Origin of the sequence: Corynebacterium sp. CCUG 70398 (assembly GCF_024454055.1) — a bacterium.
In the GTDB taxonomy this organism is placed as follows: domain Bacteria; phylum Actinomycetota; class Actinomycetes; order Mycobacteriales; family Mycobacteriaceae; genus Corynebacterium; species Corynebacterium genitalium.
In genome coordinates this window covers 523972-550659 of the sequence record NZ_JAGPYZ010000001.1, presented here as the reverse complement: position 1 = coordinate 550659, position 26688 = coordinate 523972, and the positions used below count along the sequence as shown (strand labels likewise).

Sequence of the window (26688 nt, the reverse complement as noted above, 5' to 3'; positions counted from 1 at the left end):
CGATAGGAATCAGAAAAGGGCCCCTCAAATAACAGAAAGTGTGCCCAACCCGCGACACGCCGACCAGACACACATTTTGCTACTTAACCCGCTTTCGCGCGCCAGAGTGACGCAGAACGTTGAGGCCATAGATAAGGCCGAAGGGGGGCGCGGTGCGATTAGCTAGATCCAAACAGCTAGATCGTTCGGATTTGGGCCGAGAAAGCAACGATCTAGTCGTTGAGAACTAGTCAATCGGGAAGCGGCGGGCCGGTCGGTCTAGCGCGGTACTGCAGACTTCGGATTCCCGCGGAAGCACCATGCCGTAGCGACTCCGAAGAGGGCGGCGGCTGTGGCGACAAAGAGAATGACCACCTCGTGCGCGTGGGTGTACGCAGGAGAGGCGAGCGGGTTGGTGGTGGGGTTGAACATGGCGTCCATGCCGGCGCTAGCAAGCTCGGGCGGCAGGTTGGACGCGTAGACGGCAGGCAAAATGGAGCCAGTGATGGCGACGGTAATGAGTGTGCCGAACTCGTAAGAGACTTCCTCAACGCCGGCGGCCATGCCGGAGCGCTCCAGCGGGGCAGCACCGATGATGGCGATGGAGGACACCGACATGATGAAGCTCGAGCCCGCACCCAGGATGAGAAAGCCGGCGAGGAAGAGCGGGAAACTGTCCGATTGGGATCCCCACCAGGACATGACGGCACCGAGGGCGTTGGCGAGAAAGCCGGAGCCAATGATGCTGAGGAACCCGATCCGATCGAGCAACGCCCCGCCTGCAATGGAGAACGGGAATGCCACCAGTGCGACTGCGGCGATGGAGAGGCCGGCGTGGAAGGGGGAGAAGCCGTCGACAAGCTGAAGGCGTTGGGTGGAAGTCATCTCCATGCCGATGAGAACGAACATGCCGCCCGTCGCTGCGAGGACGCCGCCGGCGAAGATGCGGCTGCGGAAGATGTCGAAGGTGAGAAGGGGGTCGTCGAGACGCTTCTGCCGCTGATGGAAAGCGACAGCTCCAACGACTGTTGCGATCACAGCACCGATGAGAAGCGCGTTTCCGGACCCGGTGCGGGTGGCTTCCTTGATGGTCATGGTCAGGCCCGACAACGCCAACAGGGCGTAGGCCGAGCTGATGAAGTCCCAATGTTTGGCGGGGTTGGCCTTATTCGGCGGGCCGAGGAGGACTGTACCGGCGAGTGCAACGGTGACGATGGGGACATTGATGAGGAAGACGGAGCCCCACCAGAAGAACTCGAGCAGGAGACCGCCGACAAGCGGGCCGGCAGCTGCGCCGATGATTGCTGTCGACGCCCAGATGCCGATGGCGACGTTGCGCTCGTGCTCCTCGACGAAGATCTGGTTGATCAACGCCAGTGTTGCCGGCATCATCGCAGCAGCCCCGGTGCCGAGCACCGCACGCGCCGCGACAAGCGCCCACGCGGAGGGGGCGAATGCGGCAGCGAGCGAGGCGAGACCGAAGATGACTAGGCCGATGAGGAACATCTTTTTGTGGCCGATCTTGTCGCCAAGCGTGCCCGTCCCCAGCAACAGGCCCGTGATGAGAAGGGGATAGGCGTTGATGATCCACAGCGATTCCAGCGGAGTGGCGCCGAGCTGCGCGTTCAGTGCTGGAAGTGCGGTGTACAGGATCGAGTTATCTAGCGCGACCATGACCAAGCCGAGGGAGATGACCGTGAAAAACGGCCATCTACTTGCGGTGGGGACACGATCGCGGGACACCCGGTTAACCTACCTCGCGAAACTGCGTCGGGTAAGTCGAGCCCCGAACCACCCGGGGCTTGTGGGCGCTTTGTCCAGCTTTACTGCAACGGCAGTTAGCCTGGATATGACCCTGACTGTTCGCAGTTTCGCAGATTCGCAGTTTCGCAGCAGAGACGTTAAGACGCTAAGGAGACTCCCATGGCTGGATTGCGCCGCCGCAGTATGGCGCTCATCGTTGCCGCACCCGCACTCGGATTGGCGGCCACGCCGTTGACGCACGCTCACGACTCAGTGGTCGGCGCGACACCGGGCATTGAGGAAACGGTGACGGAGTTCCCCGAGGAATTGACGCTCGAGTTTTCCGGGAATCCGAAACCGGACTTCAACACCTTCGCGCTGTCGCGTATCTCCGACGACGAGGTACTGTTCAGCGGCGAGCCTGAGGTAGACGGCCGCAACGTGAGCATCGATGTGCCGGACGGTCTGAACCCAGAGCCGGGCGACTACCGGATCGGTTTCCAGATCACGTCCTCCGACGGGCACGCGACAAAGGGCATGACCCAGTTCACCTACGCCCCCGACGGAATGCAGGCTGCCCAGGAAACCGAAGACGGGACCGTGCACCAGGAGGACTCTTCTGAAGTGGGGTCTGACGAGACATCGCAGAACTCCGATGAGGTGACCGACGGAGGCTACACCTGGCTGTGGCTGCTCATGGGTGTCCTGCTGCTCGGCGGTGTCGGCATTGCTGCAATGGGCAAGCGTCAACAACATGAGAAAGCGGATAAGCGGATCCGCGACTTGGACTACAACGAGACGAAAGAAGGCAACCAGTACAACCGCTCCGGCCACACCGGAGCCGGCTACACGGCAGGGGAAGGCACCCAGGGAGCCGGCACCGCCGAGCGCGAAACCGACGGAGAAGACGGTGTAGATCCGCGCAACTAGCAGGTCTGTGACCGGCCCGGGGTAAGATCGCACACGCGAAGCACCAAGACCAGTGCCAGCGGCCAGGTATGCCGCCGGTGCGCGAGCGCAAAGGAGCGCTGAAACAGATATGTCGAGCGGGATGTCTCAAGCCCCAACCCCAGCCCCAGCTTTCGAGCCTTTCGAGGTTCCTGCCGGTACCCCGGTCGGGGCGGCAATGCGGGAGTTGAACCTACCGAATAAGGGTGAAGACGCCGTTGTGGTCGTCCAGGATGAGGAAGGCACTCTCAAGGACCTTTCCCATGTGCCCGAGGAAACTGCCACCTTCATGCCGGTAGCGGCCAACACGGAACTGGGCCGCAGCGTCATCCGCCACTCCTGCGCGCACGTGCTGGCGCAGGCTGTCCAGGAGGAATTCCCCGACGCGAAGTTGGGTATCGGCCCCGCTATCAATGATGGCTTCTACTACGACTTCGACGTCAAGGAGCCGTTCACTCCTGAGGATCTGAAGACGCTGGAAAAGCGGATGAAGAAGATCATCAAACAGGGCCAGAAGTTCGTCCGCGGTGTTTATGCTTCTACCGAGGAAGCGGCGGAAGACCTCAAGAACGAGCCGTACAAGCTTGAACTGATCCAGGACAAGGGTTCGGTCGATCCGAACTCTGATGAGGCCACCGAAGTCGGTGCCGGTGACCTGACCCACTACGACAACGTCAACCCGCGTACGGACGAGGTCGTCTGGCACGATCTGTGCCGCGGACCTCACGTGCCCACCACGAAGTACATTCCAGCCTTTGCGCTGACCCGTTCGTCGGCAGCCTACTGGCGCGGCGACCAGTCCAACGCCGGTCTGCAGCGCATCTACGGCACTGCCTGGGAGACCAAGGAGAAGCTCGAAGACTACCAGCACATGCTGGAAGAGGCGGAGAAGCGCGACCACCGCCGCCTCGGCGCCGAGATGGATCTGTTCTCCTTCCCGGACGAGGTCGGCTCCGGTCTGCCCGTCTTCCACCCGGACGGCGGCATTGTGCGCATGGAGATGGAAAACCACTCCCGCAAGCGCCACCTGGAGGCGGGCTACTCGTTTGTCAACACCCCGCACGTGACCAAGGGTGACCTGTTCCAGCAGTCTGGTCACCTGGACTGGTACGCCGACGGCATGTTCCCGCCAATGCAGCTCGACGGTGAGTGGGATGAGAACGGCAACTGCGTCAAGCAGCCGGTGGACTACTACGCCAAGCCGATGAACTGCCCGTTCCACAACCTCATTTTCGACTCCCGCGGCCGGTCCTACCGTGAACTGCCGCTGCGCCTATTCGAGTTCGGCACCGTCTACCGCTATGAGAAGTCCGGCGTGGTGCACGGGTTGACACGTGCCCGCGGTTTCACGCAGGACGACGCGCACATCTACTGCACTGAGGACCAGCTGGAGCAAGAGCTGACTGACGTCCTCGGGTTCATCATTTCCCTGCTGCAGGACTACGGCCTGGATGACTTCTACCTGGAGCTTTCGACGAAGGATTCGGAGAAGTACATCGGCGACGACGACATCTGGGAGCGTTCGACGAACATCCTGGAGTCCGTGGCCACCAAGTCGGGCCTAGAGCTGGTGCCGGACCCGGCGGGTGCTGCCTTCTACGGTCCGAAGATTTCGGTGCAGGCGCGCGACGCGATCGGCCGCACCTGGCAGATGTCCACCGTTCAGCTGGACTTCAACCTGCCGGACCGCTTCAACTTGGAGTACACGAGCTCCGATGGCACCAAGCAGCGCCCGGTGATGATTCACCGCGCCCTGTTCGGTTCTATCGAGCGCTTCTTCGGCGTGCTCCTAGAGCACTACGCCGGCGCGTTCCCCGCCTGGTTGGCACCGCGCCAGGTGGTGGGCATCCCGGTGGCAGACGAGTTCGCGCCGCACTTGGATGCCGTCACTGACAAGCTGCGTAAACGCGGCATTCGCGCGAGTGTGGACCACTCGGATGACCGCATGCAGAAGAAGATCCGCAACCACACCACCGGCAAGGTGCCGTTCATGCTGCTCGCCGGCGCGCGCGATGTGGAGGCGGACGCGGTGAGCTTCCGTTTCCTCGACGGCAGCCAGGTCAACGGTGTGCCCGTGGATGAGGCGATCGAGCTGATCAGCCAGTGGGTAGACAGCCACAACAATGAGCAGCCGAACGAGGTGTCCATTGAGGCACAGCGACAATAACGGCCACGCGTACGTCGACCAGGGCGTGGGCGAGCCGGACCGGCTCACGCGCCTGTGGGCACCGTACCGCTCGAACTACATCTCGAAGATCCCTGGCCAGCAGAAGCGACACGAAGACCCCTTCCTAGCTGCCCCGGAGGAATCGGATGAGGACGGGCTGATCATCGCCCGCGGGGAGACGGTGTACGCGCTGCTCAACCTGTACCCGTACAACGCCGGGCACCTCATGGTCGTGCCGTACCGCAAGATTGCGGATCTTGAGGAGCTGACGGAAGAGGAGACGGCGGAGATGGCTGTCTTCGCCAAGTTGGCGGTGCGCACCCTTAAGCGCGTGTCCCAGCCGGAGGCGATCAATGTCGGACTCAACCTAGGCAAGGCCTCCGGTGGTTCGGTCGGTGACCACCTGCATCTCCATGTCGTACCTCGGTGGGCAGGGGACTCGAATTTCATGACCGTCATCGGTGGCACCAAAGTGTTGCCGCAGCTGCTCAAGGACACGCGCGCACTGCTTGCGGAGGCGTGGGCCGAAATCTGCGATGAGGACGCCCGTGCTTAGTGTGCATGGGAGGAAGACGGCGGCGCCGGTGGCTGAGCCCGTCGCAAAGCTTCTTCTGCGCATGGGCCTGAGTCCCAACGCCGTGACGCTGCTGGGAACGCTTGCCGCGATCGCCGTCACCGTCGTGCTTATTCCCACTGGCAATCTGGTGTGGGCGGCGGTACTCATCGCTTTCTTCTCCGCCTTCGACATGGTCGACGGCACGATGGCGCGTCTGCGCGGAGGCGGTACCGCGTTCGGCGCGACGTTGGACGCGAGTTGCGACAGGCTTACCGACGGCGCACTGTTCGGCGCCATCTGCCTCTGGCTCATCTACGTCGACCAGGCGCACCCAGCGCATATCGTCGTTGCCCTTACTGTCCTCGTGCTCTCGCAAACCATTAGCTACATCAAGGCGCGCGCGGAAGCGGGCGGTTTGAAAGTCGACGGTGGCTTGGTGGAACGCCCCGAGCGGCTCATCGTGTCGCTGGTCGGGCTGTTCTTAGAAGGGCTTGGTGTACCGCACGCGATTGAATGCGCACTGTGGCTGCTCATGGTTGGCTCCGTGTTCACGGTGGTGCAGCGGCTGATCATAGCCTCCCGCGATCCCCGCGCGCAGCAGCGCATTGCCGCGCCCGCCGGCACTCCGGAGGCTGCCAATGTCTAAGGAGAGCATCGGCGAAAAGCTCAGCGCCGCGGGCTACATCGCCGGGTGGAAACTCGTGCGCCGCATGCCGGCTCCTGTGGCAGTCGCGGTGTTCAACGCGGGTGCGGATTACGCTTCCGGCAAGGGCACGGGACCGGAGATGCTGCGCCGCAATCTCACCAGGGTTGTGGGGGCGGAGAATGTGACGCGGGAGTTGGTGCGGGCGTCGATACGCTCCTACGCGCGCTATTGGCGCGAAGCGTTCCGCTTGCCGGCGATCGCGGGGAATGAGGCGCTCATGGCGCGTCTCGACGAAGATGTCACCGGACGCGAATACGTCGATGCCACCCTCGCGCGCGGCAAAGGCCTCATTCTCACGCTGCCGCATTCCGGGAACTGGGATATGGCGGGGATGTGGTTCGTGCAGCGCTACGGCGGTTTCACCACCGTCGCAGAAAGGCTCAAGCCCGAAGTGCTTTTCGACGCATTCGTGGACTACCGGCAGCAACTCGGATTCAACGTTCTCGCCGCCACAGGGGAAAAGGTGCCGCCGTACCAGCAGATGAAAGAGGTGCTGGCTGCCGGCGGGGTGGTGTGCCTCATGGGGGAGCGCGACATGACGCCTCGGGGAGTGCCCGTGTCCTTCTTCGGCGAGAAGGCGACGTTCCCGGCAGGCCCGGCGAAGCTCGCTTTGGAGACCGGCGCCGGGCTGCATGTGGCGCACTCATGGTTCATGGGTACGGACCGTGATCCGCGCTGGGGGCTATCGGGCTCCCCGGGGGTGGAGGTGACCACCGTCGAGGAGACAACGCAGCGCGTGGCGGATCTTTTCGCCGCGAACATCGCCGCCCACCCCCAGGACTGGCACGCGTTGCAGCCGGTCTTTCTTGCCGACAAGAAAACCCGCAAGCCTCGCTCGCACGGGGGGTGAAGCCGGGATGCGCATTGGCATGGTGTGCCCGTATTCCTTCGACCACCCCGGCGGGGTGCAGGCGCACATTCTCGACCTCGCAGAGGTGTTCATCAGCCAGGGGCACGAGGTCGCTGTGCTCGGGCCGGGGACGGACCCGTCAGAAGTGCCGGACTACGTGACGCTCGGTGGGGGCACTGTGCCGCTGAGCTACAACGGCTCGGTGGCGCGCATCGCGTTCGGGCCGAAGACCTTCCGGGTCGTGCGGGACTTCCTTCGCGCCGGGGACTTCGACGTCCTTCACCTGCATGAGCCGAACGCCCCCAGCTACTCCCTCGCCGCGCTCATCGTGGCACGCGGCCCGGTGGTGGCGACGTACCACGCGTCGGCGGTGTCATCGACCTTATTGAAACTCGCCAGGCCGTTCCTGCGGCCCGCACTGGAGAAAATCGACGCGGGGATTTCCGTCAGCGAGATGTCCCGCCGTTGGCAAGTGGAGCAGCTTGGTGGGGACCCGTTGCTCATCCCCAACGGGGTGGAGAGCGCACGGTTCCGTGACGCGCAGCGACACAGTGACAGCGGCCCAGTGAACATTGTCTTTCTTGGGCGTCTCGACGAACCCCGCAAAGGGCTGGACGTTTTCCTCGATGCGGTTGCGAGGTTGCGGGCCATGGTGAACTGCGACTTCCGCGTCACCGTCGTCGGGGGAGGCACCCATCGCGAGGTTCCCGGTGTCGACTTCGCTGGACGGGTCACCGAGGAGGAGAAAGCGCAGATCCTCGGGGAGGCGGACATCTATGTCGCACCGAACACCGGTGGGGAGTCCTTCGGCATCGTCCTCGTGGAAGCAATGGCTGCAGGGTGTGCTGTTGTTGCCAGCGGCATTGAAGCGTTCGCTGCCGTCTGCGACACAGAATCTGACACCCCAGCCGGCCTTCTCTTCCCGGTGGGGGACTCTGACGCTCTTGCCGCCACCCTTGCCGGACTCATCCAAGACCCATCGGCGCGCGCACAGCTGGCCCGCGCCGGGCAGGCCCGCGCTCTTCGCTACGACTGGGATGTCGTCTCCCGCGAGGTGATGGAAGTGTATGAGACCGTGATGGGAGGGCAATCGTGGAACCAGTGATCGCGGTTGTGTGCGTGATTGTTGCTGTCGTAGCGCTTGTGTCCCTGTGGGCAGTGCTCACGGCCCGCCGTCTCGACCGGCTCCACATCCGTCTCGACCGCGCGCATGACGGCTTAGGAGCAGCTCTGGACCGCCGCATGGCGGTTGTCGCCGCCCTGTGCCCGCCGCTTGCGCCTGCAGCCCGGGAGGCGGAGAGCATCGGCTTTGCCCCAGCACAGTTTCATGACCGGCTGCAGGCGGAAAGGCACGTGCTCGACCAGCTGCCCACCCTGTCGTCCCGGGTGCAGGCGGCGGAACTCGCGCGCGCCGACGAACGCGTGGGTTTAGCGCTGCGCTTGTACAACGATGCTGTGTCAGCGGCGCGCGCCGTGCGCCTCAAACCGGGGGTGAGAGCGCTGCGGTTGGCCGGTACAGCACCAATGCCGGAATTTTGCCCGCAGCCTCCGAGAGAGGTTCACTCGGGCTAAGGTGTTTGTTCATGGACTTCGTAGTACCCACCATTGATGAGATCCTGAATCTGGAGCAGCTGGACTCCGACATCTTCCGCGGCACGGGCGTATTCACCGGTCTGCAGCGCACCTACGGTGGACAGGTTGCCGCGCAGTGCTTGTCCGCGGCCACGAAAACAGTGGAGGACGACAAGATCGTTCATTCCCTGCATGGGTACTTTGTCCGCCCCGGCCAGTCCGACAAGGACACCATCTTCGTTGTTGAGCGGGTGCGTGACGGCCGCAGCTTTGCCACCCGTGTTGTGCGCGCGATCCAGGACGGCAAGGCCATCTTCCATATGGAGGCCAGCTTCCACGTCACCGACAATGACGGCATTGAGCACTCCGACACGATGCGCACCGTCCCGGACCCGGAAAACGTGGTTCCGTTGGAGCAGGTGGACGGCCCGCTGAAATTCTTCAAGCTGTGGGCGAAGGACTGGGACGTGCGCATCGTGCCCGAGGACGAGTTCGACCACAACAAGTACACACCCAGCCAGCAAGTCGTGTGGTTCCGCTCCAAGAAGGAGCTTCCCGACGACCAAACATTCCACATCTGCACCCTGGCCTATATGTCGGACCTGACGTTGTTGCACTCCGCGCTGGTGCCGCACCGTGATGCGCATGTGCAGATGGCGTCGCTGGACCACGCGATGTGGTTCTTGCGTCCTTTCCGCGCCGACGAGTGGATGCTCTACGACCAAGTCTCACCGTCAGCGCACGCTGGCCGCGCGTTGACCCAGGGCCGCATCTTCGACCGGGAGGGCAACCTGGTGGCAATGGTTGTGCAGGAAGGGCTCACGCGCACACTGGAGGAAGGCAAACCGGCCTTCAAGTAAGTGGCTGTGGCACCCCTCCGTATACTGAACAGCCGACACTTCATCACCGCGTAGAGGGGAGAGGCACATGGCAGGCCACTCAAAGTGGGCAACCACGAAGCACAAGAAGGCGGCTAACGACGCGAAGCGCTCCAAGCTGTGGGCGAAGCTGATCAAGGACATTGAGGTCGCGGCACGCACTGGCGGTGGTGACCCGGCGGGCAACCCGACCTTGGACGACATGATCAAGAAGGCCAAGAAGGCCTCCGTTCCCGGCGACAACATTGAGCGTGCACGCAAGCGCGGTTCCGGCGAAGAAGCTGGCGGTTCCGACTGGGAAGACATCACGTACGAGGGCTACGGGCCCAACGGCGTGGCCATGTTGATTCAGTGCCTGACGGACAACCGCAACCGTGCAGCTACTGAGGTCCGCACCGCCATGACCAAGAACGGCGGCAACCTGGGAGAGTCCGGTTCTGTGGCCTACATGTTCGCCCGCAAAGGCGTGAACACCGTGGCCAAGGGCGAGCTGACTGAGGACGATGTCCTTCTGGCAGTGCTTGAGGCTGGTGCCGAGGAAGTCAACGACCTGGGTGAGTCTTTCGAGGTCGTCTCCGAGGCATCTGACCTGCACGCCGTGCGCGACGCACTGCAGGAAGCTGGAATTGAGGTCGAGGAGACCGAGCAGGACTTCCGCTCTTCAGTCGAGGTCGATCTGGATCTCGATGGCGCGAAGAAGCTGGAGAAGCTTATCGACGCGTTGGAGGACTCCGACGATGTCCAGAACGTCTACACCAACATGACGCTTTCCGACGAGGTGGCGCAAGCTCTGGCCGCAGAGTAAGCAGAGTACGTCGGTCCCCGGTTGTGTCCACACCGTGTGGTAGAACAAATGTGTGACTCCGAAGGTCGGGGTGGACAAGGGGAGCGATGAACCTCGAAGGCCTGCGTGTGATGGGCATTGACCCGGGCTTGACCCGGTGCGGCCTGTCTGTCATTCAGGCTGGGAAGGGACGTCAGGTCATTCCTGTGGCGGTGGGTGTTGTGCGCACCCCCTCCGATGCTGAACTGGCGCACCGTCTGCTGCGTCTGTCGCAGGCGGTGGAAGAGTGGATCGACGACTACCAGCCGGACGTGATCGCCATGGAGCGCATTTTCGAACGCGGCAACGTCTCCACAGTCATGCATACCGCGCATGCGGTGGGCGTGATGGTGCTGGCGGCGGCGAAGCACGACATCCCCGTGCACATGTACACCCCGTCTGAGGTCAAGAAGGCTGTCTCGGGCAACGGGCGCGCGGACAAAAAGCAGATGACGTCCATGATCACCCGCATCCTTGGGCTGGGCGCGCCACCGAAACCAGCTGACGCCGCTGACGCGCTGGCAATCGCTGTGTGCCATTGCTGGCGCGCCCCGTTGCTCGCGCGCGGCAACGCCGCAGCGTTGGCTTTGAACTCCACCACAGGAAAGGCGTAGTGAACCCATGATCGATTCGCTCAACGGCGAGGTCATCTCCATCGGCTTGGACCACGCGGTCATCGAATGCGCTGGGGTGGGGTACCGTTTTCTGGCCCCGCCGCCGACGTTGGCCCGTCTGGTCCGCGGGGAGACCACCCGTGTGCTGACCACTTTGGTGGTCCGCGAAGACGACATGACGCTCTACGGGTTCACTGACGATGACGCGCGCAGCATGTTTCATCGACTCACCGCAGTCTCGGGGCTCGGACCCAAACTGGCCATCGCCGCTTTGTCTGTCTTCACCCCAGGTGAGTTGGCCGCCCACATTACTTCCGGGGACGCGAAGACGATCCAGTCGATTCCGGGTGTGGGCAAGAAGATGGCTGACCGCATGGTGCTCGAGCTCAAGGACAAGCTCCAGGGGCTCTACCCGGGGGCAGCTCAATCGGAGGCGCCGCAGGGCGCTGGGGAGGTGCCGCCGATAAGCGGAAGCTCGTTCGCGACGGAGCAGGTCGTGGAAGCTCTTGTCGGACTGGGCTTCCCGGAGAAGAGCGCGCGGGCTGCTGTCGATGCTGTCGTGGCAGAGAACGACGGTGCTGAATCTTCTGTCTTGCTGCGCGCTGCGCTGAACAGATTGGGGAAGAAGTAAATGTCGGATGTGGAAAAGACTGAGTTCGAACTTCCGCCGGAGCTCGCGCGCCAGGTCAATTCGCCTATCGACGCCACTGAGCACACCGAGGAACGCGACTTCGAGAAAGCACTGCGCCCGAAGTCGATTGATGAGTTCATCGGTCAGCCGAAAGTCCGCCAGCAGCTCGGTCTCGTGCTCGAAGGCGCGAAGAAGCGCAATGTCGTTCCCGACCACATTCTGCTGTCCGGCCCGCCCGGCCTGGGTAAAACGACGATGGCGATGATTGTTGCGCAGGAGCTGGGGACGTCGCTACGCATGACGTCTGGTCCCGCGCTGGAGCGTGCGGGCGATCTGGCGGCGATGTTGTCGAACCTCATGGAAGGCGACGTGCTCTTCATCGACGAGATTCACCGCATCGCCCGGCCCGCCGAAGAAATGCTCTACATGGCAATGGAGGATTTCCGCATTGACGTCATCGTCGGCAAAGGGCCGGGAGCAACATCGATCCCGCTGGATATTCCGCCGTTCACCCTCGTGGGCGCCACCACGCGAGCGGGCATGCTCACCGGGCCGCTGCGCGACCGCTTCGGGTTCACTGCGCAGATGGAGTTCTACGACGTAGACGACTTGACCCGGGTGATCACACGTGCGGCATCGATCCTCGGGGTGGACATCGACCGCGACGCCGCGGTGGAGATCGGCTCCCGCTCGCGCGGCACACCCCGTATTGCCAACCGTCTTCTGCGCCGCGTGCGCGACTGGGCTGAGGTCAACGGCGACGGCCGCGTCACGGTCGAGGCGGCCCAACAAGCTCTCGAGGTTTTCGACGTCGACGAGCTCGGACTCGATCGCCTTGACCGGGCCGTGCTGGAGACTTTGATCAAGTCTCATGGGGGTGGCCCGGTGGGCGTGTCCACGTTGGCGATTGCGGTCGGGGAGGAACCGTCGACAGTTGAAGAGGTCTGCGAACCGTACCTTGTTCGCGCTGGGTTAATGGCGCGCACAGGACGTGGGCGTGTGGCTACTGCCTCGGCCTGGCACCACCTTGGAATGACACCGCCGCCGGAAGCGCCGGGACAGCTCCATTTGTACTGACTGAGCTATGCCACAATGAGGAGCCATGGATTTAATTCTTCTGCTTCTTGTTTTCGCCCTGTTCGCGCTGCCCATGATTGTGATGTCGCGGGTGAACCGCAAACGCATCGCTGAGGCCAAACAACTGCAGGCGTCTGCGAAGCCGGGCGATCGCATCCTCACTGTCTCCGGTTTCTACGGAGAGATTGTCGGCGGCACCGAGCAAACTGTGGAAGTGGAACTCGCCCCGGGCGCTGTCGTGACCATGGACCGCGCCGGTGTGATGAAGATTATCGACGATGAAACAGTGCAGCCGGGCGCTGAGAATGCCGGTAGTGCTGACGGTTTTAGTGCTGACGATGGTGAGCACCCCGAGGGCTACGTGGACCCGGAGCAGGATCCGCGCCCGTAGCACCCGGCCGGAACCGGCTTATTCAAATCCGGGTCCATGCCGTACGATCACCTTTTGAAGATTTTTCCCCGCCATGCCCCGGGGCCGACCATGGCTTGCGGAGCACGGCGGGGTTGACGCAGCAGGTTATGAGGAGAGCACGTACGTGACTTCGAAGACTTCCAAGAAACGATCCTCCCGCGAGGGGGGATCGAAACGGGCGTGGCCGGCACGTGCGCTGGCGCTGTTCGCGCTCATTGTCGTGGCTACCTACGCCCTAGTGTTCTTCACTGGGGATAGGACGGCTTCTCCGAAGCTGGGTATCGACCTGCAGGGAGGTACCCGTGTCACACTGGTGCCTCAGGGCGAGCAACCCACGCAGGAGCAGCTCGATCAGGCCCGCACCATTTTGGAGAACCGCGTCAACGGTATGGGCGTGTCCGACGCATCTGTTGTCGTCGACGGCAACACCTTGGTGATCACGGTCGCTGGTGAGGACACCTCCGAAGTACGCAACATCGGCCAAACCTCCCAGCTGCTGTTCCGTCCGGTCGGCCAGCAAAGCCCGATGATCGATCAGGAAGCGTTCCCGGACGTTTTCGGTGAGATGGCCAACCGCTGGGTCGAATACCGCGTACTCACCCCGGAGGAGGCGGAGACTACCGTCAAGCAGTTCGCTGACGGCATGAACCAGCAGATCGAGGCCATGAAGAGGGCTCAAGAAGAGCAGGGCGAAGAGGTCCCAGAAGCGATGGAACTGCCAGAGCCGATCGAGGCCCCGGAGATCACCGCTCAGCCGAAGCCGGAACCGGACAACACCCTCGAGGCGTCTGACTTCCGCCAGGAGACTACGGAGATGCTTCGGGAGGACCGTCAGTCTGATGACCCGACGAAGCTGCAGGCCGCCACCATCCTCATGCAGGCTCTGTGCACGCCGAAGGGCGAAGATGGCACTGTCCCGGCCGATCCGCTGGCGGGTACCGACGATCCGACCAAGCCCCTGGTGGCCTGCGATTCCAGCGGCGGCCAGCCGATGTTGCTCGAGGCCGTTCCACTGCTGCAGGGCGTGGAAGATCCCGAGGGGCCGCGCCTGACCGGTAGCGAGATTGACACCAACCGTCCGATCACGGGCGGATTCAACCCGCAGACAGGCCAGATGGAGATCAATTTCGCCTTCAAGCAGGACGGCGAGTTCAACGGCTCGTCCACCTGGGCTGAACTGACTGGTGCTATGGTGGGTCAGCAGGTCGCCATCACGCTGGACTCGCAGGTCATCTCCGCACCGCAAATTCAGTCGCCCACTCCGGTCGGTTCCGCGACCTCCATCACCGGTCAGTTCACCGAGGAGGAAGCTGAAACTCTGGCGAACAACCTGCGCTACGGCGCATTGCCGCTGTCGTTTGCCGGTGAGAACGGCGAACCGGGTGGAACTGCAATGACGGTTCCGCCGTCACTGGGTGTCGCCTCCCTCAACGCAGGCATGATCGCAGGTCTTGTCGGCCTGTTGCTTGTGGCCGCCTACGTTTTCTACTACTACCGCCTGTTCGGTGTGATCTCACTGTTCACCCTGTTCGCCGCTGGCGCCTTGGTGTACGGCGCCCTCGTGCTGCTGGGGCGCTGGATCGGCTACACGCTCGACCTGTCGGGTGTGGCCGGTTTGGTCATCGGTATCGGTACCACCGCCGACTCCTTCGTGGTCCTCTACGAACGCATCAAGGATGAGGTCCGCCGCGGTAGAACTTTGCGTTCTGCAACCCTCAATGGTTGGGATCGTGCGAAGGACACTATTGTCACCGGTAACATCGTCACGCTCATTGGTGCCGTGGTGATTTACATCCTCGCTGTCGGTGAGGTCAAGGGTTTCGCCTTCACCATGGGTCTGACCACGATCTTCGATCTGTTGGTGACCTTCCTGGTCACTGCACCGCTGATGATCCTCGCATCCCGCAACCCGTTCTGGGCCAAGCCGTCCGTCAACGGTATGGGCAAAGCGTTCGAGGCAGCGAAATCCAAGAATGCCAACCCGAGGAAGTCCGTGCGCCGGGCCAAGCAGCCGGCACTCGTCGGCGCTGGTGCTTCAGTTACCGCAGGAGTCAACGAGGATCTGGAAGACAGCGATCTCAAGATCGTCGAAACATCCCAGGACACGACCGGAGTCCCGGTCAGCGACTCTGATCCCAGTACCGCACCGGCCTCCATCCGCACCGATGCAACGCGCGGCAGCACGCGCTTTACCGCTGGCAACGAAGAGGAGAAGTAACCATGACTACCTCCGTCAACGCTCACGACAACGGAGCTACTACCTCCGACTCTGCTGCCACGGCGGCAAAGACCACGCAGACGAAGCAGACCACGGCCACCAAGGGTGTGGAGCGCCTGTACGAGGGATCCGGTGCGATCGACTTCGTCGGCCGTTCGAAGCTGTGGTACCTGATCACCGTCGCCCTGCTGGTCATCTCGATTGCGGCCATGCTCATTCGCGGTTTCAACCTGGGCATCGACTTCGAGGGCGGCACCAAGATGACGATGCCGGCCGGCGATCTTGTGGCTGAGGAAGTGGAGGAGACCTTCGTCGACGCCACGGGTGTCACCCCGGAGCTGACCCAGATCGTCGGTGCGGGTGACGCGCGCTCGCTGGAAATCAACTCCGAGCACCTCACTCAGGAGCAGATCGACGCCGCCCGCCTGGCCATCTACGAGCAGCACCAGCCGAAGGATGCTGCCGGCGAAGCGACCCCTGACGCCATTGGCGACTCGACTGTCTCCGAATCCTGGGGTTCCACGATCACTCAGCGCATGATCCTGTCGATGGTGATCTTCCTCATCGCAGCCGCCGCGTACGTGGCTATTCGTCTGCAGCGCAATATGGCGATCGCGGCCATGCTCGCCCTGCTTATCGACGGCATTATCATCATGGGCATCTACTCGCTCTTCGGCCTGGAAGTCACCCCGGCGATGATCATCGGTCTGCTGACCGTGCTGACCTTCTCGATCTACGACACTGTCATCGTCTTTGACAAGGTCAAGGAGAACACGGAAGGTGTCTTGGACTCGCGCAGGTCGACGTACGCCGAGGAAGCGAACCTGGCGGTCAATCAGACTGTCATGCGTTCTATCTCCACCTCTGTCATCTCGGCGCTGCCGATCATCGCCCTGATGGTTGTTGCCGTGTGGATGCTCGGCGTGGGCACGCTGCAAGACTTGGCGCTCATTCAGCTCATCGGCGTTGTGGAGGGCATTTTCTCCTCCCTGTTCCTGGCTACTCCGCTGCTGGTCAGCCTGACCAACATGCAGAGCAAGTACAAGCGGCACAACCAAGCGGTGGCTGACTACCGCGCCGGCAAGAACGGTGCGGAAGACGACGATGACGACAACGCTGATGTTGCTGGTGGAAAGCCCAAGCGCACGGTGACCTCTCCGGTGACGTCGGCTTCCTACAATGAGGTCGAGAGCGATGCGGCACGCACAACCACCACGACGTGGAGGCCGAGCCAGCGCTAGTGTGCTGGTTTGTAGCCTAAGTTCAAACGCTATCGAGACAATGTCCGGAAGGAAGGGGAACTGCCCGTGAGGTGGAACCGTGGAAAGCAGGTCGCGGCTATACTTGCCGTGTCAGCGATGGTGTTGAGCGGGTGCAGTGAATCTGAAAAGGACTCCTCCGGCGCTGATGCTCTTGATTCCTTCGGCTACCAGCTGTCGGACCCGCTGGTGACCACGAACGCCGGGTCAAACGTCGGTGATTCCCTGAAGATGCAGCGCTTGTCTGGCCGCGTGTTTCCCGGAGTCTTCGTTCCCGGGCCGTCCGGTCAACGCATCCCGAACACCGACCTGATGGAGACGCAGGTTCTCCCTGGCCCGCAGCGCCAAGTCGTGTACACCCTGTCCGATCAGGCTGTGTTCTCAGACGGTGAGCCGGTGACGTGCGACGACTACACCCTTGCCTACACGGCTGGTGCCAACCCGCAGATTTTCTCCTCCCACATGCCGCAGATGCAGCAGGTGGAAAGTGTTGACTGCAAGCCGGGCGCGAAAGAATTCACGGTCGTGTTCCAGGAAGGCAAGGGTGGACGCTGGCGCGAACTCTTTGGCGCCGGAACGGTGCTGCCGGCGCACGCGATCGCGCGCAAGCTGGGGATGAGCAAAGCCGAACTGACTACCGCGCTGCAAGACATGAATGAAGACGTCCTCGCAAGGACAGCGGATGTGTGGCGCTACGGCTTCACCATGGCTGGGTTCGATCCAGAGCTGCAGGTGTCCTTCGGCCCGTACTCGATTGAGAGCGTGGGCGAGGGCGGTGAGGTCACCTTAGTCCCCAACGAGAACTACTACGGGGACGCACCGGAGATGGACCGCATCGTTGTCTGGCCGCCGTCGAAGGATTCGACAGAGTTGCAGAACGTCGGCGCTCTCATGGTCGCTGACCTCAATGACCACAACCCGGAGTGGTTCCACGCTGAGCCGCTGCCCGATGAGGGGGCGCACGCCGACGACGCGGTGGCCGGTGACAACCCCGACCACACTGAGCCGGCTAACGAGGATCAGTCCGTGGAGGACAGTGACGCTCCGGAAAGCCACCAGGAGCTGCAGACCGTGATCGGGGAGATGACGGACACGCTCGTGTTCGCCGACGCAGGCCCGTGGGCGACCAAGGAGAACCGTCAGGCGTTGTCGAAGTGCATTGATAATAAGGCGGTGGCGGAAGCGTCGTCACGCGTTGCCGGGATTGAAGTTCCCGTCTCGCCTGTGCACGTGCTCAACCACAACGATCCTTTGGCGCGCCGCCTGGGCGACATTGCGAACCGGCACATAGAGCAGAACATCGAGGAAGCGCAATCTGCATCGGGCCTCGAGCTGCGCGTGGGGTACGCGACGCCGAGCCCGCGCATGCAAGCCATGGTGGAAGAGATGCGGAAAGCGTGTGAACCCGCCGGCATCACTGTCACCGACGTGACGGGCCCCGGGAAAACCCGCGCCGACCTGATGAAGCTTGAGCCGGCCTGGAACGACCGCGCTGAATCTGAGCCGATTGACGCGTTCCTTGGTGCCGTGGACCCGATGAGCGAGTATGACACCTCCAACGCTCGCTCCGAAGAGCTGAGCGGCCTGCGCTCGGAAGAAGAGCGCCTCTGGGACGAGGTCCCATCGATTCCGCTGTCGGCGCAGCCGCGGACGTTCATTGTGAACAAGAACATCCAGAACGTCGTGGTCTACACTGGCCCTGTCGGGATTGGCTGGAACATGGACCGCTGGCTGGTCCCCGGTTCGGAATCCTGAACCCCCGCCTAGCCGTATTGAGCCCGCGCAATCCACGTAAGGACGCTGTCGCACCGTGAATACCCCTGCCAACAACCCTGAAGAAGCCCTCGCTAACGAGCACGGCAGTAAGCCGAAGTACCGCAGCGCGCGCGAGGCATTGGCTGACAAGATGCGCTACGTGCAGGACTTTCCCGAAGAGGGAGTGTTGTTCGAGGATTTGACGCCGGTGCTCGCAGACGGCGACGCGCTCCACATCGTCATCGAAGAGATGGCCCAGGCGTCCCAGAACCTCGGTGCCGACATGATTGGCGGTCTGGACGCCCGCGGTTTCCTGCTCGGCTCCGCGGTCGCCTATGAGATGGGGTTGGGTATCTTGGCCATCCGCAAGAAGGGCAAGCTGCCTCCGCCAGTGATCAGTGAGGAGTACTCGCTCGAGTACGGCGAAGCAGCGCTGGAGATTCCGGCGGAGGGCATGAATGTCGAGGGCAAGCGCATTGTGCTTGTCGACGATGTCTTGGCCACTGGTGGCACCCTCGTCGCCGCCCGCCACTTGATTGAGCGTGCCGGCGGCACTGTCGCCGGATGCGTGGTCGTGCTCGAGGTGTCCGGTTTGGGCGGACGTGAGCGCTTGGGCGATGTTCCGCTCGTGGTCATTAACAGCGGTGAGCCGGACGCAGCCTAGAATGTCCGTATGACGTCGACCGACAAGCCCCAACGCCGATCGGGCGCGTCCATGCGCAGCGTTTCCGCCCGCCTCGCGCGGTCGCTGACCGGTGGACGCCCGAAGACTAACCCGGTGCTGGAGCCTCTGTTCGCGATCCACAAGAAGTACCACCCTAAGGCCGACGCCGAGGTTCTCACCCGCGCCTACGACACAGCAGAACGCCTGCATGAGGGCGTGTCGCGCAAATCCGGTGACCCGTACATCACCCACCCGCTGGCAGTGGCCACCATCTGCGCGGAGATCGGTATGGACACCACCACCGTTGTCGCCGCACTGCTGCACGACACGGTGGAGGACACCGACTACTCGCTCGCGGATCTCACGGACGACTTCGGGCCTGAGGTCGCACGGCTTGTCGACGGTGTGACCAAGCTCGACAAAGTCGCCTTCGGCTCCGCCGCTGAGGCAGAGACAGTACGCAAGATGGTCGTGGCCATGGCCCATGACCCGCGCGTGCTGGTGATCAAGGTGGCCGACCGCCTGCACAACATGCGCACGATGCGTTTCCTTCCCCCGGAGAAGCAGCAGAAAAAGGCCCGCGAAACCTTGGAGGTCATCGCTCCGCTGGCGCATCGCCTGGGAATGGCAACGGTCAAGTGGGAGCTCGAAGACCTGGCTTTCGCCATCTTGTACCCGAAGAAGTACGAGGAGATCGTGCGCCTTGTCGCCGAGCGCGCCCCCTCGCGCGACCGGGCCCTGAAGGAGATCACCGCGGAGATTCAGACCGAGCTGAAATCCAACGGTGTCAGGGCCGACGTCATGGGCCGTCCGAAGCACTACTGGTCGATTTACCAGAAGATGGTGGTGCGCGGCCGCGACTTCAACGAGATCTTCGACCTGGTGGGCATCCGGATCTTGGTGGACAACGTCAGCGACTGCTATGCGGCGATCGGCGTGGTCCACTCCATGTACTCGGCGATGCCGGGACGGTTCAAGGACTACATCTCCAACCCGCGCTTTGGCGTGTACCAGTCGCTGCACACCACGGTGATGAACGATTCGGGCCGTCCCCTGGAGATCCAGGTGCGCACGCACGAGATGCACTATAACGCCGAGTTCGGCGTGGCCGCGCACTGGCGCTACAAGGAGACGAAGGGCTCGCACAAGGGCGACCAGGCCGAGCTGGACCAGATGACCTGGATGCGCCAGTTGCTCGACTGGCAGAAAGAAGCGGCCGACCCGAACGAGTTCCTCGACTCTCTACGCTACGACCTGACATCCGCCCAGATCTTCTGCTTCACCCCGAAAGGTGACGTGATCAACCTGCCATCGGGGTCCACTCCGGTAGACTTCGCCTACGCCGTCCATACGGAGGTCGGCCACCGCTGCATCGGCGCGAAGGTCAACGGCAAACTGGTCGCGCTCGAGTCGACACTGAAGTCAGGCGACCGCGTGGAGGTGTTCACCTCTAAGGACCCCAACGCCGGACCGTCGCGTGACTGGCAGGACTTCGTCGTCTCGCCGCGTGCGCGCAACAAGATCCGCCAGTGGTTTGCCAAGGAGCGCCGCGAGGTGCACCTGGAAGCCGGGCGTGACGCGCTCGCCGCTGAGGTGCAGCGCGGCGGCCTGCCGATGCACCGCTTGTTCACGACCGACTCCATGAACAAGGTGGCCGCTCAGCTGCACCACGACGGCATTGATTCGCTTTACGCGGCGATCGGTGCTGGCCAAGTTTCCGCCAAGCATGTGGTGGGCATGCTCGTTGAAATGTTCGGCGACGAGGATGACGCCGTCGATGCGCTCACCGCGCGCACCCCGATGTCAGAAATGACCAAGGCGCCCAGCAGCTCCGACGGGCCCGGCATTCTGGTGCAGGGATCCCCGGATGTCATGGCGAAGCTTGCACGTTGCTGTCAGCCAGTGCCGGGGGACGAGATCTTCGGTTTTGTCACCCGCGGCGGGGGAGTCTCGGTGCACCGCTCCGATTGCACGAACGCCGACAAGCTTCGAGCGGAAGAAGCACGGCTTATCGACGTCGCCTGGGACCGCGGATCCCGCCACGGCGGAGTCTCCCTGGCCACGATGCAGTTGGAGGCGCTGGACAAGCAGGGCTTGCTCGCTGAGCTCACCCGTGTACTCAACGACCAGAAGCTGCCTGTCGTCGCGTTCAGCCATCGCTGCGACGACGACCACATCGCCACCGTGCGGTTCACCTTCCAGGTCTCAGACACCAAACAACTGGGCACCCTGATGAACCAGGTGCGCAACATCGAGGGCGTTTTCGACGTCTACCGCGTCACCGCCTAAAGCGCCCCCACCGCAATGAAAAAGACCGCCGGGAAATCCCGGCGGCCGGATGGCCTCATACTAGGCGCCGATCAAGGGTGATGCCCTAGAACTTGATGTCGAAGTTCTTGTCGAGGAACGTGATCAGAGCGCCGACGGCGGTAAGGAGTGCGGTGAACACACCAATCCAAGCAGAGATCTTCTTCGGGTCCCAGTTGCCGTCCTTATCGGAGGAACCCGCCTTAATCTTTTCGCCAACCTCCCCGAGGGCGTTCGCTTCGTCGGAGGAGCCAGCAGCGCGGCCCGTGGTGCTGCTCGGAGCCACAGCGTTGGTGTCGTCCTGAGCGAAAGCCGGAACGGTCATGCCGGAGATGGAAACGGTTGCTGCAGTTGCAGCGGCGAGGAGGCCCTTGCGGATCTTCATGTGAATGCCTTTCAGAAGAAGCTCGTTATGTCGGTGGCTACCTTACATATCGCGTATCAGGCGGGCAAGGTGGTTCACAGGGAATTCACCACATTTGGACGGATTCCGCACTGGAAGAGTGCGAATCTGTGTTTGGCCTCGAAAGTTACTGGTAGGGCGGTCCGTTGTTTGTCCGGCCAGAGAAAAACCAGCTGACGTGGCGATTGCCTATGCGCTTGAGGGAATGGTGGATGTTTGCTGTGGGGGAACTGGGAGCGTCGTGAAGCTAAAAGCAAAAGGAAATCCCCCGCCACTGTGATGAAGATCACTGAGCGGGGGAGAGGGTTGGGCGGGTGCTATCCGACCGTTGCGGTGGTGATTCGGACTTCCTCAGCCGGTGTGCCGTCGCCCGGGTTCATCATGCCCATTGCCTCTTCTTCATTCTCCGGCTCTTTCACGCCCTTCTCGGCGATCTTGTCCAGAGTTGCCAGGCCTTCGTCGCTGATGGTGCCGAAGTAGGTGTACGCCGGCGGGAGCGGAGAATCCTGGTAGTTGAGGAAGAACTGGGAACCATTCGAGCCCGGTCCGGAGTTGGCCATGGCGATGGTGCCGCGCTCGTAAAGGGAGGTCATGTTCTCGTTCTCGGCTGGGTCATCGACCGGGTACTCATCGGCGAACTTGAAGCCCGGGCCACCGGAACCGGTGCCGGACGGGTCACCGCACTGCAGGACGTGAATGCCTTCAGTGGTGATGCGGTGGCAGATGGTGTCGTCGTAGTAGCCCTCTTTCGCCAGGTACTCGATCGCGTTGACCGTGCACGGGGAGACGGAACGGTCCAGTGTCATGCCGATCGGGCCGGCAGACGTGTCCAGGGTGATGTCCACCGTGCCCTGGGTGGAGACGTTCTCCTGCTCCGGCAGGCCCTTGAAGAACTCGTCCGCGCCGTCCTCTTCGTAGGTGCAAGAGACTGTTTCTTCCAACGGCTCGGAGCGTTGGCGGGACAGGGCCACCGGGTCCATCTCCTGCTGCTCCTCGGTCTGCTCCTGTTCCTGCTCCTCGGCCGAGATCTCTTCGTCATCACTGCCCCAGGTTGCGGCCAGGTAAATGCCGCCACCGACAAGTGCAATCACCAGCAGCGACAGGGCCGCAATAGTCCAGGGGCGCTGCTGCTCCTTGCGGTCGCGCGCCTTGATCTCGCGGTCGAGCTCTTTCAGAGCATCCTTACCGCGCTGTGCATTGTTGGTCACGTGAACTCCCTTTAAGTAATGGGCCTAGGTGGTCGAATGCATAAAAAGACTAGTCGGTGGGTGCTTCGCGGGGGTGCGATGGGTCGCGAGTCGAGTGTTCAGCGATCGTGGCGGGATTGCGCGCCCTTATTTACTGTGGGGCGCATGGCTAACGTCACATTCCGCAACGAACCGACCACGACCTCCGGCGAATTGCCCGCAGTGGGCTCCGCAATCCCGTCCTTCGAACTCGTCGGCGGGGACATGGGCACTGTCCGCGACTCCGACTTCGCTGGCAAGAAACTAGTGCTCAACATCTTCCCGTCCCTGGATACTGGCGTGTGCGCTCAGTCCGTGCGTACGTTTAACGAAGTGGCCGCTGATGTCGACGACACCGTGGTGCTGTGCATCTCCAAGGACCTGCCTTTTGCGCAGCAGCGTTTCTGCGCGGCTGAGGGGATCGACAACGTTGTTGCCGCCTCCGCATTCCGCTCCACCTTCGGCGTGGACTACGGCGTGGTCATGCAGGGTTCGCCCATCGAGGGGCTGCTCGCGCGCTCCGTCGTGGTAACCGATGCGGACCACAACGTCGTGCACACCGAACTCGTTGGCGAGATCGCGAACGAGCCCGACTACGACGCAGCCAAGGAAGCGCTGGGCAAGTAATGCAGCTTTCTGGTTTCACTGCTGGGCCATTTCAGACCAATACCTACGTCGTCGTCAGCAAGGCGAATGGTTCGGACCGACCGGCGGCGTTTGTTGTGGACCCGGGGCTCGGCACCGTCGATAAGGTGCGCGAACTTTTGGGGCAGTTCGGTGCGCAGCTTGAGTGCGTTGTACTCACCCACGGTCACATTGATCACACCCGTGAGTGTGCTGAGTTCGATGTGCCCGTCTACATTCACCCCGACGATGAGGTCATGCTCGACCCGAAGTGGGGCGCACCCGGCCAGTTCGCGCAGCTTTTCCGCACGAACGACATGAAGATGCCGGAGGATCTGCGCCACCTTGAGGCTGGCTCCACGATGACGTTCGCTGGGATCGACTTCCGGATCGTTCACGCGCCCGGTCACTCACCGGGGTCGACGATCCTGGTCAACGAGGAGGAGAATGTCGCGTTGACTGGCGACGTTCTCTTCGCTGGGACGATCGGCCGCACCGATCTGCCGCTCGGTGATCCGGCTGCAATGAATGAGTCTTTGGCGGGACCCGTGTGGGATCTCGACGACTCGCTTACCCTTCTGCCCGGCCACGGCGCAGCCACCACAATGGACAAGGAACGTCGGACGAACCCGTTTCTCATCGAGGCACGCTCCGCGCGCTAAGATCGACCGACGTGAGCAACACTGGCCAGCCCGAAAAGACCGAGAAGTTTCAGCCGCTGAGCGCCCCGAAGGGCGTGCCGGATTACGTCCCGCCGACGTCCGCCACGTTCCATGCGGTCCGCTCCGAGTTCGTCCGTCAGGCGCAGCTGGCTGGTTACCAGCACATCGAGTTGCCGATTTTTGAGGACACCACGCTCTTCGCACGCGGCGTCGGCGAGTCCACCGATGTGGTTTCGAAGGAGATGTACACCTTCGCCGACCGCGGTGACCGCTCTGTCACACTGCGCCCGGAGGGGACAGCTGGCGTCATGCGCGCCGTCATCGAGCACAATCTCGACCGCGGCCAGCTACCGGTCAAGCTCAACTACTATGGCCCGTTCTTCCGCTACGAGCGCCCGCAAGCCGGCCGCTACCGCCAGCTCCAGCAGGTCGGTGTGGAAGCGATCGGTGTTGACGACCCGCTTCTCGATGTCGAAGTGATCGCCCTGGCAGACCGCTGCTACCGCGCCGTGGGCCTGACCGGTTACCGCCTCGAGCTGACCAGCCTGGGGGATAGCACCTGCCGCCCGGCCTATCGCCAGAAACTGCAGGACTTCCTCCTGGACCTTCCGCTGGATGAGGAAACCCGTCACCGCGCGCAGATCAACCCCTTGCGTGTCCTGGACGACAAGCGCCCCGAGGTCCAGGAGATGACCGCGGACGCGCCGCTCATGCTCGACCACTTGAGTGGTGAGTGCCGTGCGCATTTCGAGACTGTCACCGGCTCGCTCGACGACCTCGGCATTGCTTACACGATCAACCCGCGCATGGTCCGCGGCCTGGACTACTACACCAAGACGTGCTTCGAGTTCGTTCACGACGGCCTGGGCGCACAGTCCGGCATCGGCGGCGGCGGGCGTTACGACGGCCTGATGGCCCAAATCGGCGGCCAAGACCTTTCTGGCATTGGCTTCGGCCTCGGCGTCGATCGCACTGTGCTCGCCCTTGAAGCTGAAGGCGTGCAGATCGAGGGCGTTGACCAGCGCGTCGTCGCATACGGCGTGGGCATTGGCGAGCAGGCTCAAAAACGCATGGCATTGCTTATCGACGAACTCCGCCACAACGGCATCTCCGCCGACATGTCCTACGGTGGACGCGGTCTCAAGGGAGCCATGAAGGGTGCAGACCGTTCCGGAGCAGGAGCTGCCCTGGTCCTGGGCGAGCGCGAACTCGAAGCCGGTGAGATCACTGTCAAGAACCTCGAGGACCAAACTCAGAAGACCGTTGCCCTCGACGTTCACGAGATCATCGACGCGATCTTCGTCCCTAACGACGTTGAGGAGCAATAATTTCCCCCGGTTGACGCGGGGGTAGTGGGGGTGAGTAAGCCCATAACTGCAGAATGCCTTGGAAGTGAATCGCCGATGTTAAGGTCAACCTAAGGTTTGATGAAAACTAAACCGATGGGTTCGCCGGCTAACAGAGGAGAAGCATATGGCAACGGTGATCTACGACAAGGCCACGAGGATTTATCCGAAGGCGGTCAAACCAAGCGTCGATAAGCTCGATCTTGAAATTGCGGACGGTGAGTTTCTTGTTCTCGTTGGGCCGTCTGGCTCTGGAAAATCCACCGCGCTGCGCATGCTAGCGGGTTTGGAGGAGACGAACGAGGGGCGCATTCTGATCGGCGACCGCGATGTCACGAACGAATCGCCAAAAGACCGCGACATCGCCATGGTCTTCCAGAACTACGCCCTATACCCGCACATGACCGTGCGCGAGAACATGGGTTTTGCCCTGAAGATCGCGGGCATGGATAAGGGCGATATCGACCGCCGGGTCGAGGAAGCCGCGAAAACGCTCGACCTGACTGAGTACCTCGACCGCAAACCGAAGGCGCTGTCCGGTGGTCAGCGTCAGCGTGTGGCCATGGGGCGCGCCATCGTACGCGAGCCGCAGGTCTTCCTCATGGATGAGCCACTGTCCAACCTGGATGCGAAGCTGCGTGTGCAGACGCGTACCCAGATTGCCAGCCTCCAGCGCCGCATGGGTGTGACCACCATTTACGTCACTCACGACCAGACCGAGGCCTTGACCATGGGCGACCGGATCGCCGTGCTCAACTTCGGTGAGTTGCAGCAGGTGGGCACCCCGCGTGAGCTGTATGAGGAGCCCGTCAACGTCTTCGTCGCCGGATTCATCGGTTCCCCGGCGATGAACTTGTCCACGTTCAATGTTGAAGGCAATGTGGCGCGACTCGGCGATGCATCCATCCCGCTCGCACCTGAGCACGTTCAGGCTCTCACGCCGGAGGACAACAACCAGATCATCATCGGGTTCCGCCCGGAGGCTCTGACCGTTGTTCCGGAGACCACCGAGCACACTGTGCCTGTTGAGGTCGATTTCATCGAGGAACTCGGCTCCGATTCCTTCATCTACGGTCACCTGGTCGGCGGCGAGTGGCGCGAAGAGGGCGTGGACGATTCCGCGGCCGGCCAGATTGTGGTGCGCGTGGCACCAATGTCCGGGATCAAAGACGGTGACATCATTCACGTCACCGTCAATGAGGGCGGTCTCCACGTGTTCTCTAAGGCCACCGGGAAAAGGATCTAGAACAAGCCGCGCTTTCCGCGCG

Annotated in this window: 25 protein-coding genes; 22 read left to right on the top strand and 3 right to left on the bottom strand. The window is 62.4% G+C overall.

The annotated features are described in order from the left end of the window. Positions 1-258 precede the first annotated feature (258 nt). Positions 259-1722, bottom strand: a complete 1464-nt coding sequence (locus KBX07_RS02635; protein WP_256022875.1) for an MFS transporter — start codon at positions 1720-1722, stop codon at positions 259-261. Positions 1723-1902: 180 nt separating this feature from the next. On the opposite strand from KBX07_RS02635, the gene KBX07_RS02630 reads away from it, so the two are divergent. The 18 genes from KBX07_RS02630 to KBX07_RS02545 all read left to right on the top strand — a co-directional run bounded on the left by KBX07_RS02630 (position 1903) and on the right by KBX07_RS02545 (position 21141). Further along, on the top strand, positions 1903-2652 hold the full coding sequence (locus KBX07_RS02630) for a copper resistance CopC family protein (protein WP_256022874.1): 750 nt from the start codon (positions 1903-1905) through the stop codon (positions 2650-2652). A gap of 121 nt (positions 2653-2773) precedes the next feature. Next, the gene (thrS, locus tag KBX07_RS02625) at positions 2774-4837 is read left to right on the top strand and encodes a threonine--tRNA ligase (RefSeq protein ID WP_370687259.1); all 2064 of its coding nucleotides are present in this window, start codon (positions 2774-2776) and stop codon (positions 4835-4837) included. Continuing rightward, positions 4794-5393 carry an HIT domain-containing protein gene (locus tag KBX07_RS02620; RefSeq protein WP_305083305.1) on the top strand — a complete coding sequence of 200 codons (600 nt, stop codon included), beginning with the start codon at positions 4794-4796 and terminating at the stop codon, positions 5391-5393. Before thrS ends, KBX07_RS02620 begins: the two co-directional genes overlap by 44 nt. After that, a complete protein-coding gene (pgsA, locus tag KBX07_RS02615) occupies positions 5386-6039 on the top strand; it encodes a phosphatidylinositol phosphate synthase (protein ID WP_256022868.1) in 654 nt (217 codons plus the stop codon). The genes KBX07_RS02620 and pgsA overlap by 8 nt, the downstream gene beginning before the upstream one ends. Further along, positions 6032-6949 carry a phosphatidylinositol mannoside acyltransferase gene (locus KBX07_RS02610; protein WP_256022866.1) on the top strand — a complete coding sequence of 306 codons (918 nt, stop codon included), beginning with the start codon at positions 6032-6034 and terminating at the stop codon, positions 6947-6949. The genes pgsA and KBX07_RS02610 overlap by 8 nt, the downstream gene beginning before the upstream one ends. Before the next feature lie 7 nt (positions 6950-6956). Continuing rightward, positions 6957-8054 carry a glycosyltransferase family 4 protein gene (locus tag KBX07_RS02605; protein WP_256022864.1) on the top strand — a complete coding sequence of 366 codons (1098 nt, stop codon included), beginning with the start codon at positions 6957-6959 and terminating at the stop codon, positions 8052-8054. Next, positions 8042-8521 (top strand): hypothetical protein, encoded by a 480-nt coding sequence (locus KBX07_RS02600; protein ID WP_256022863.1) that lies wholly within the window; start codon positions 8042-8044, stop codon positions 8519-8521. Before KBX07_RS02605 ends, KBX07_RS02600 begins: the two co-directional genes overlap by 13 nt. Before the next feature lie 11 nt (positions 8522-8532). Further along, positions 8533-9381, top strand: a complete 849-nt coding sequence (gene tesB, locus KBX07_RS02595; protein WP_005289909.1) for an acyl-CoA thioesterase II — start codon at positions 8533-8535, stop codon at positions 9379-9381. A gap of 67 nt (positions 9382-9448) precedes the next feature. Beyond that, the gene (locus KBX07_RS02590; RefSeq protein ID WP_255997546.1) at positions 9449-10204 is read left to right on the top strand and encodes a YebC/PmpR family DNA-binding transcriptional regulator; all 756 of its coding nucleotides are present in this window, start codon (positions 9449-9451) and stop codon (positions 10202-10204) included. Positions 10205-10290: 86 nt separating this feature from the next. Further along, a complete protein-coding gene (ruvC, locus tag KBX07_RS02585; RefSeq protein WP_256022861.1) occupies positions 10291-10836 on the top strand; it encodes a crossover junction endodeoxyribonuclease RuvC in 546 nt (181 codons plus the stop codon). Between the two features lie 7 nt (positions 10837-10843). Then, positions 10844-11467, top strand: coding sequence for a Holliday junction branch migration protein RuvA (gene ruvA, locus KBX07_RS02580; RefSeq protein ID WP_256022859.1), 624 nt, complete (start codon positions 10844-10846; stop codon positions 11465-11467). Continuing rightward, positions 11468-12544: a Holliday junction branch migration DNA helicase RuvB gene (ruvB, locus tag KBX07_RS02575; protein ID WP_005289918.1), complete on the top strand. Its 1077-nt coding sequence runs from the start codon at positions 11468-11470 to the stop codon at positions 12542-12544. Positions 12545-12569: 25 nt separating this feature from the next. Then, positions 12570-12935 (top strand): preprotein translocase subunit YajC, encoded by a 366-nt coding sequence (gene yajC / locus KBX07_RS02570; protein WP_005289919.1) that lies wholly within the window; start codon positions 12570-12572, stop codon positions 12933-12935. 73 nt (positions 12936-13008) lie between these two features. Further along, positions 13009-15174, top strand: coding sequence for a protein translocase subunit SecD (gene secD / locus KBX07_RS02565; RefSeq protein WP_256022858.1), 2166 nt, complete (start codon positions 13009-13011; stop codon positions 15172-15174). Positions 15175-15176: 2 nt separating this feature from the next. Further along, the gene (secF, locus tag KBX07_RS02560) at positions 15177-16415 is read left to right on the top strand and encodes a protein translocase subunit SecF (protein ID WP_256022856.1); all 1239 of its coding nucleotides are present in this window, start codon (positions 15177-15179) and stop codon (positions 16413-16415) included. 66 nt (positions 16416-16481) lie between these two features. After that, complete coding sequence (locus tag KBX07_RS02555; RefSeq protein ID WP_255997549.1) at positions 16482-18188, top strand: ABC transporter substrate-binding protein; 1707 nt, start codon at positions 16482-16484, stop codon at positions 18186-18188. A gap of 55 nt (positions 18189-18243) precedes the next feature. Next, a complete protein-coding gene (locus KBX07_RS02550) occupies positions 18244-18852 on the top strand; it encodes an adenine phosphoribosyltransferase (protein ID WP_005289928.1) in 609 nt (202 codons plus the stop codon). A 9-nt stretch (positions 18853-18861) separates the two neighbouring features. Continuing rightward, positions 18862-21141 carry a bifunctional (p)ppGpp synthetase/guanosine-3',5'-bis(diphosphate) 3'-pyrophosphohydrolase gene (locus KBX07_RS02545; protein WP_256022854.1) on the top strand — a complete coding sequence of 760 codons (2280 nt, stop codon included), beginning with the start codon at positions 18862-18864 and terminating at the stop codon, positions 21139-21141. A gap of 85 nt (positions 21142-21226) precedes the next feature. Here the strand turns inward: KBX07_RS02545 and KBX07_RS02540 are convergent, their stop codons facing one another. Further along, entirely contained in the window at positions 21227-21544 is a 318-nt protein-coding gene (locus KBX07_RS02540; protein ID WP_256022853.1) for a hypothetical protein, read from the bottom strand. A 335-nt stretch (positions 21545-21879) separates the two neighbouring features. Then, complete coding sequence (locus KBX07_RS02535; RefSeq protein WP_256022851.1) at positions 21880-22770, bottom strand: peptidylprolyl isomerase; 891 nt, start codon at positions 22768-22770, stop codon at positions 21880-21882. Positions 22771-22914: 144 nt separating this feature from the next. Here KBX07_RS02535 and tpx point away from each other — a divergent pair, with 144 nt between their 5' ends. From tpx to KBX07_RS02515, 4 genes are all read left to right on the top strand, one after another. Then, positions 22915-23415, top strand: coding sequence for a thiol peroxidase (tpx, locus tag KBX07_RS02530; RefSeq protein ID WP_256022849.1), 501 nt, complete (start codon positions 22915-22917; stop codon positions 23413-23415). Beyond that, positions 23415-24074: an MBL fold metallo-hydrolase gene (locus tag KBX07_RS02525; RefSeq protein WP_256022848.1), complete on the top strand. Its 660-nt coding sequence runs from the start codon at positions 23415-23417 to the stop codon at positions 24072-24074. Before tpx ends, KBX07_RS02525 begins: the two co-directional genes overlap by 1 nt. An 11-nt stretch (positions 24075-24085) precedes the next feature. Then, complete coding sequence (gene hisS, locus KBX07_RS02520; RefSeq protein ID WP_256022846.1) at positions 24086-25402, top strand: histidine--tRNA ligase; 1317 nt, start codon at positions 24086-24088, stop codon at positions 25400-25402. A 145-nt stretch (positions 25403-25547) separates the two neighbouring features. Next, complete coding sequence (locus KBX07_RS02515; RefSeq protein ID WP_256022844.1) at positions 25548-26666, top strand: ABC transporter ATP-binding protein; 1119 nt, start codon at positions 25548-25550, stop codon at positions 26664-26666. The last annotated feature ends 22 nt before the right edge of the window (positions 26667-26688 follow it).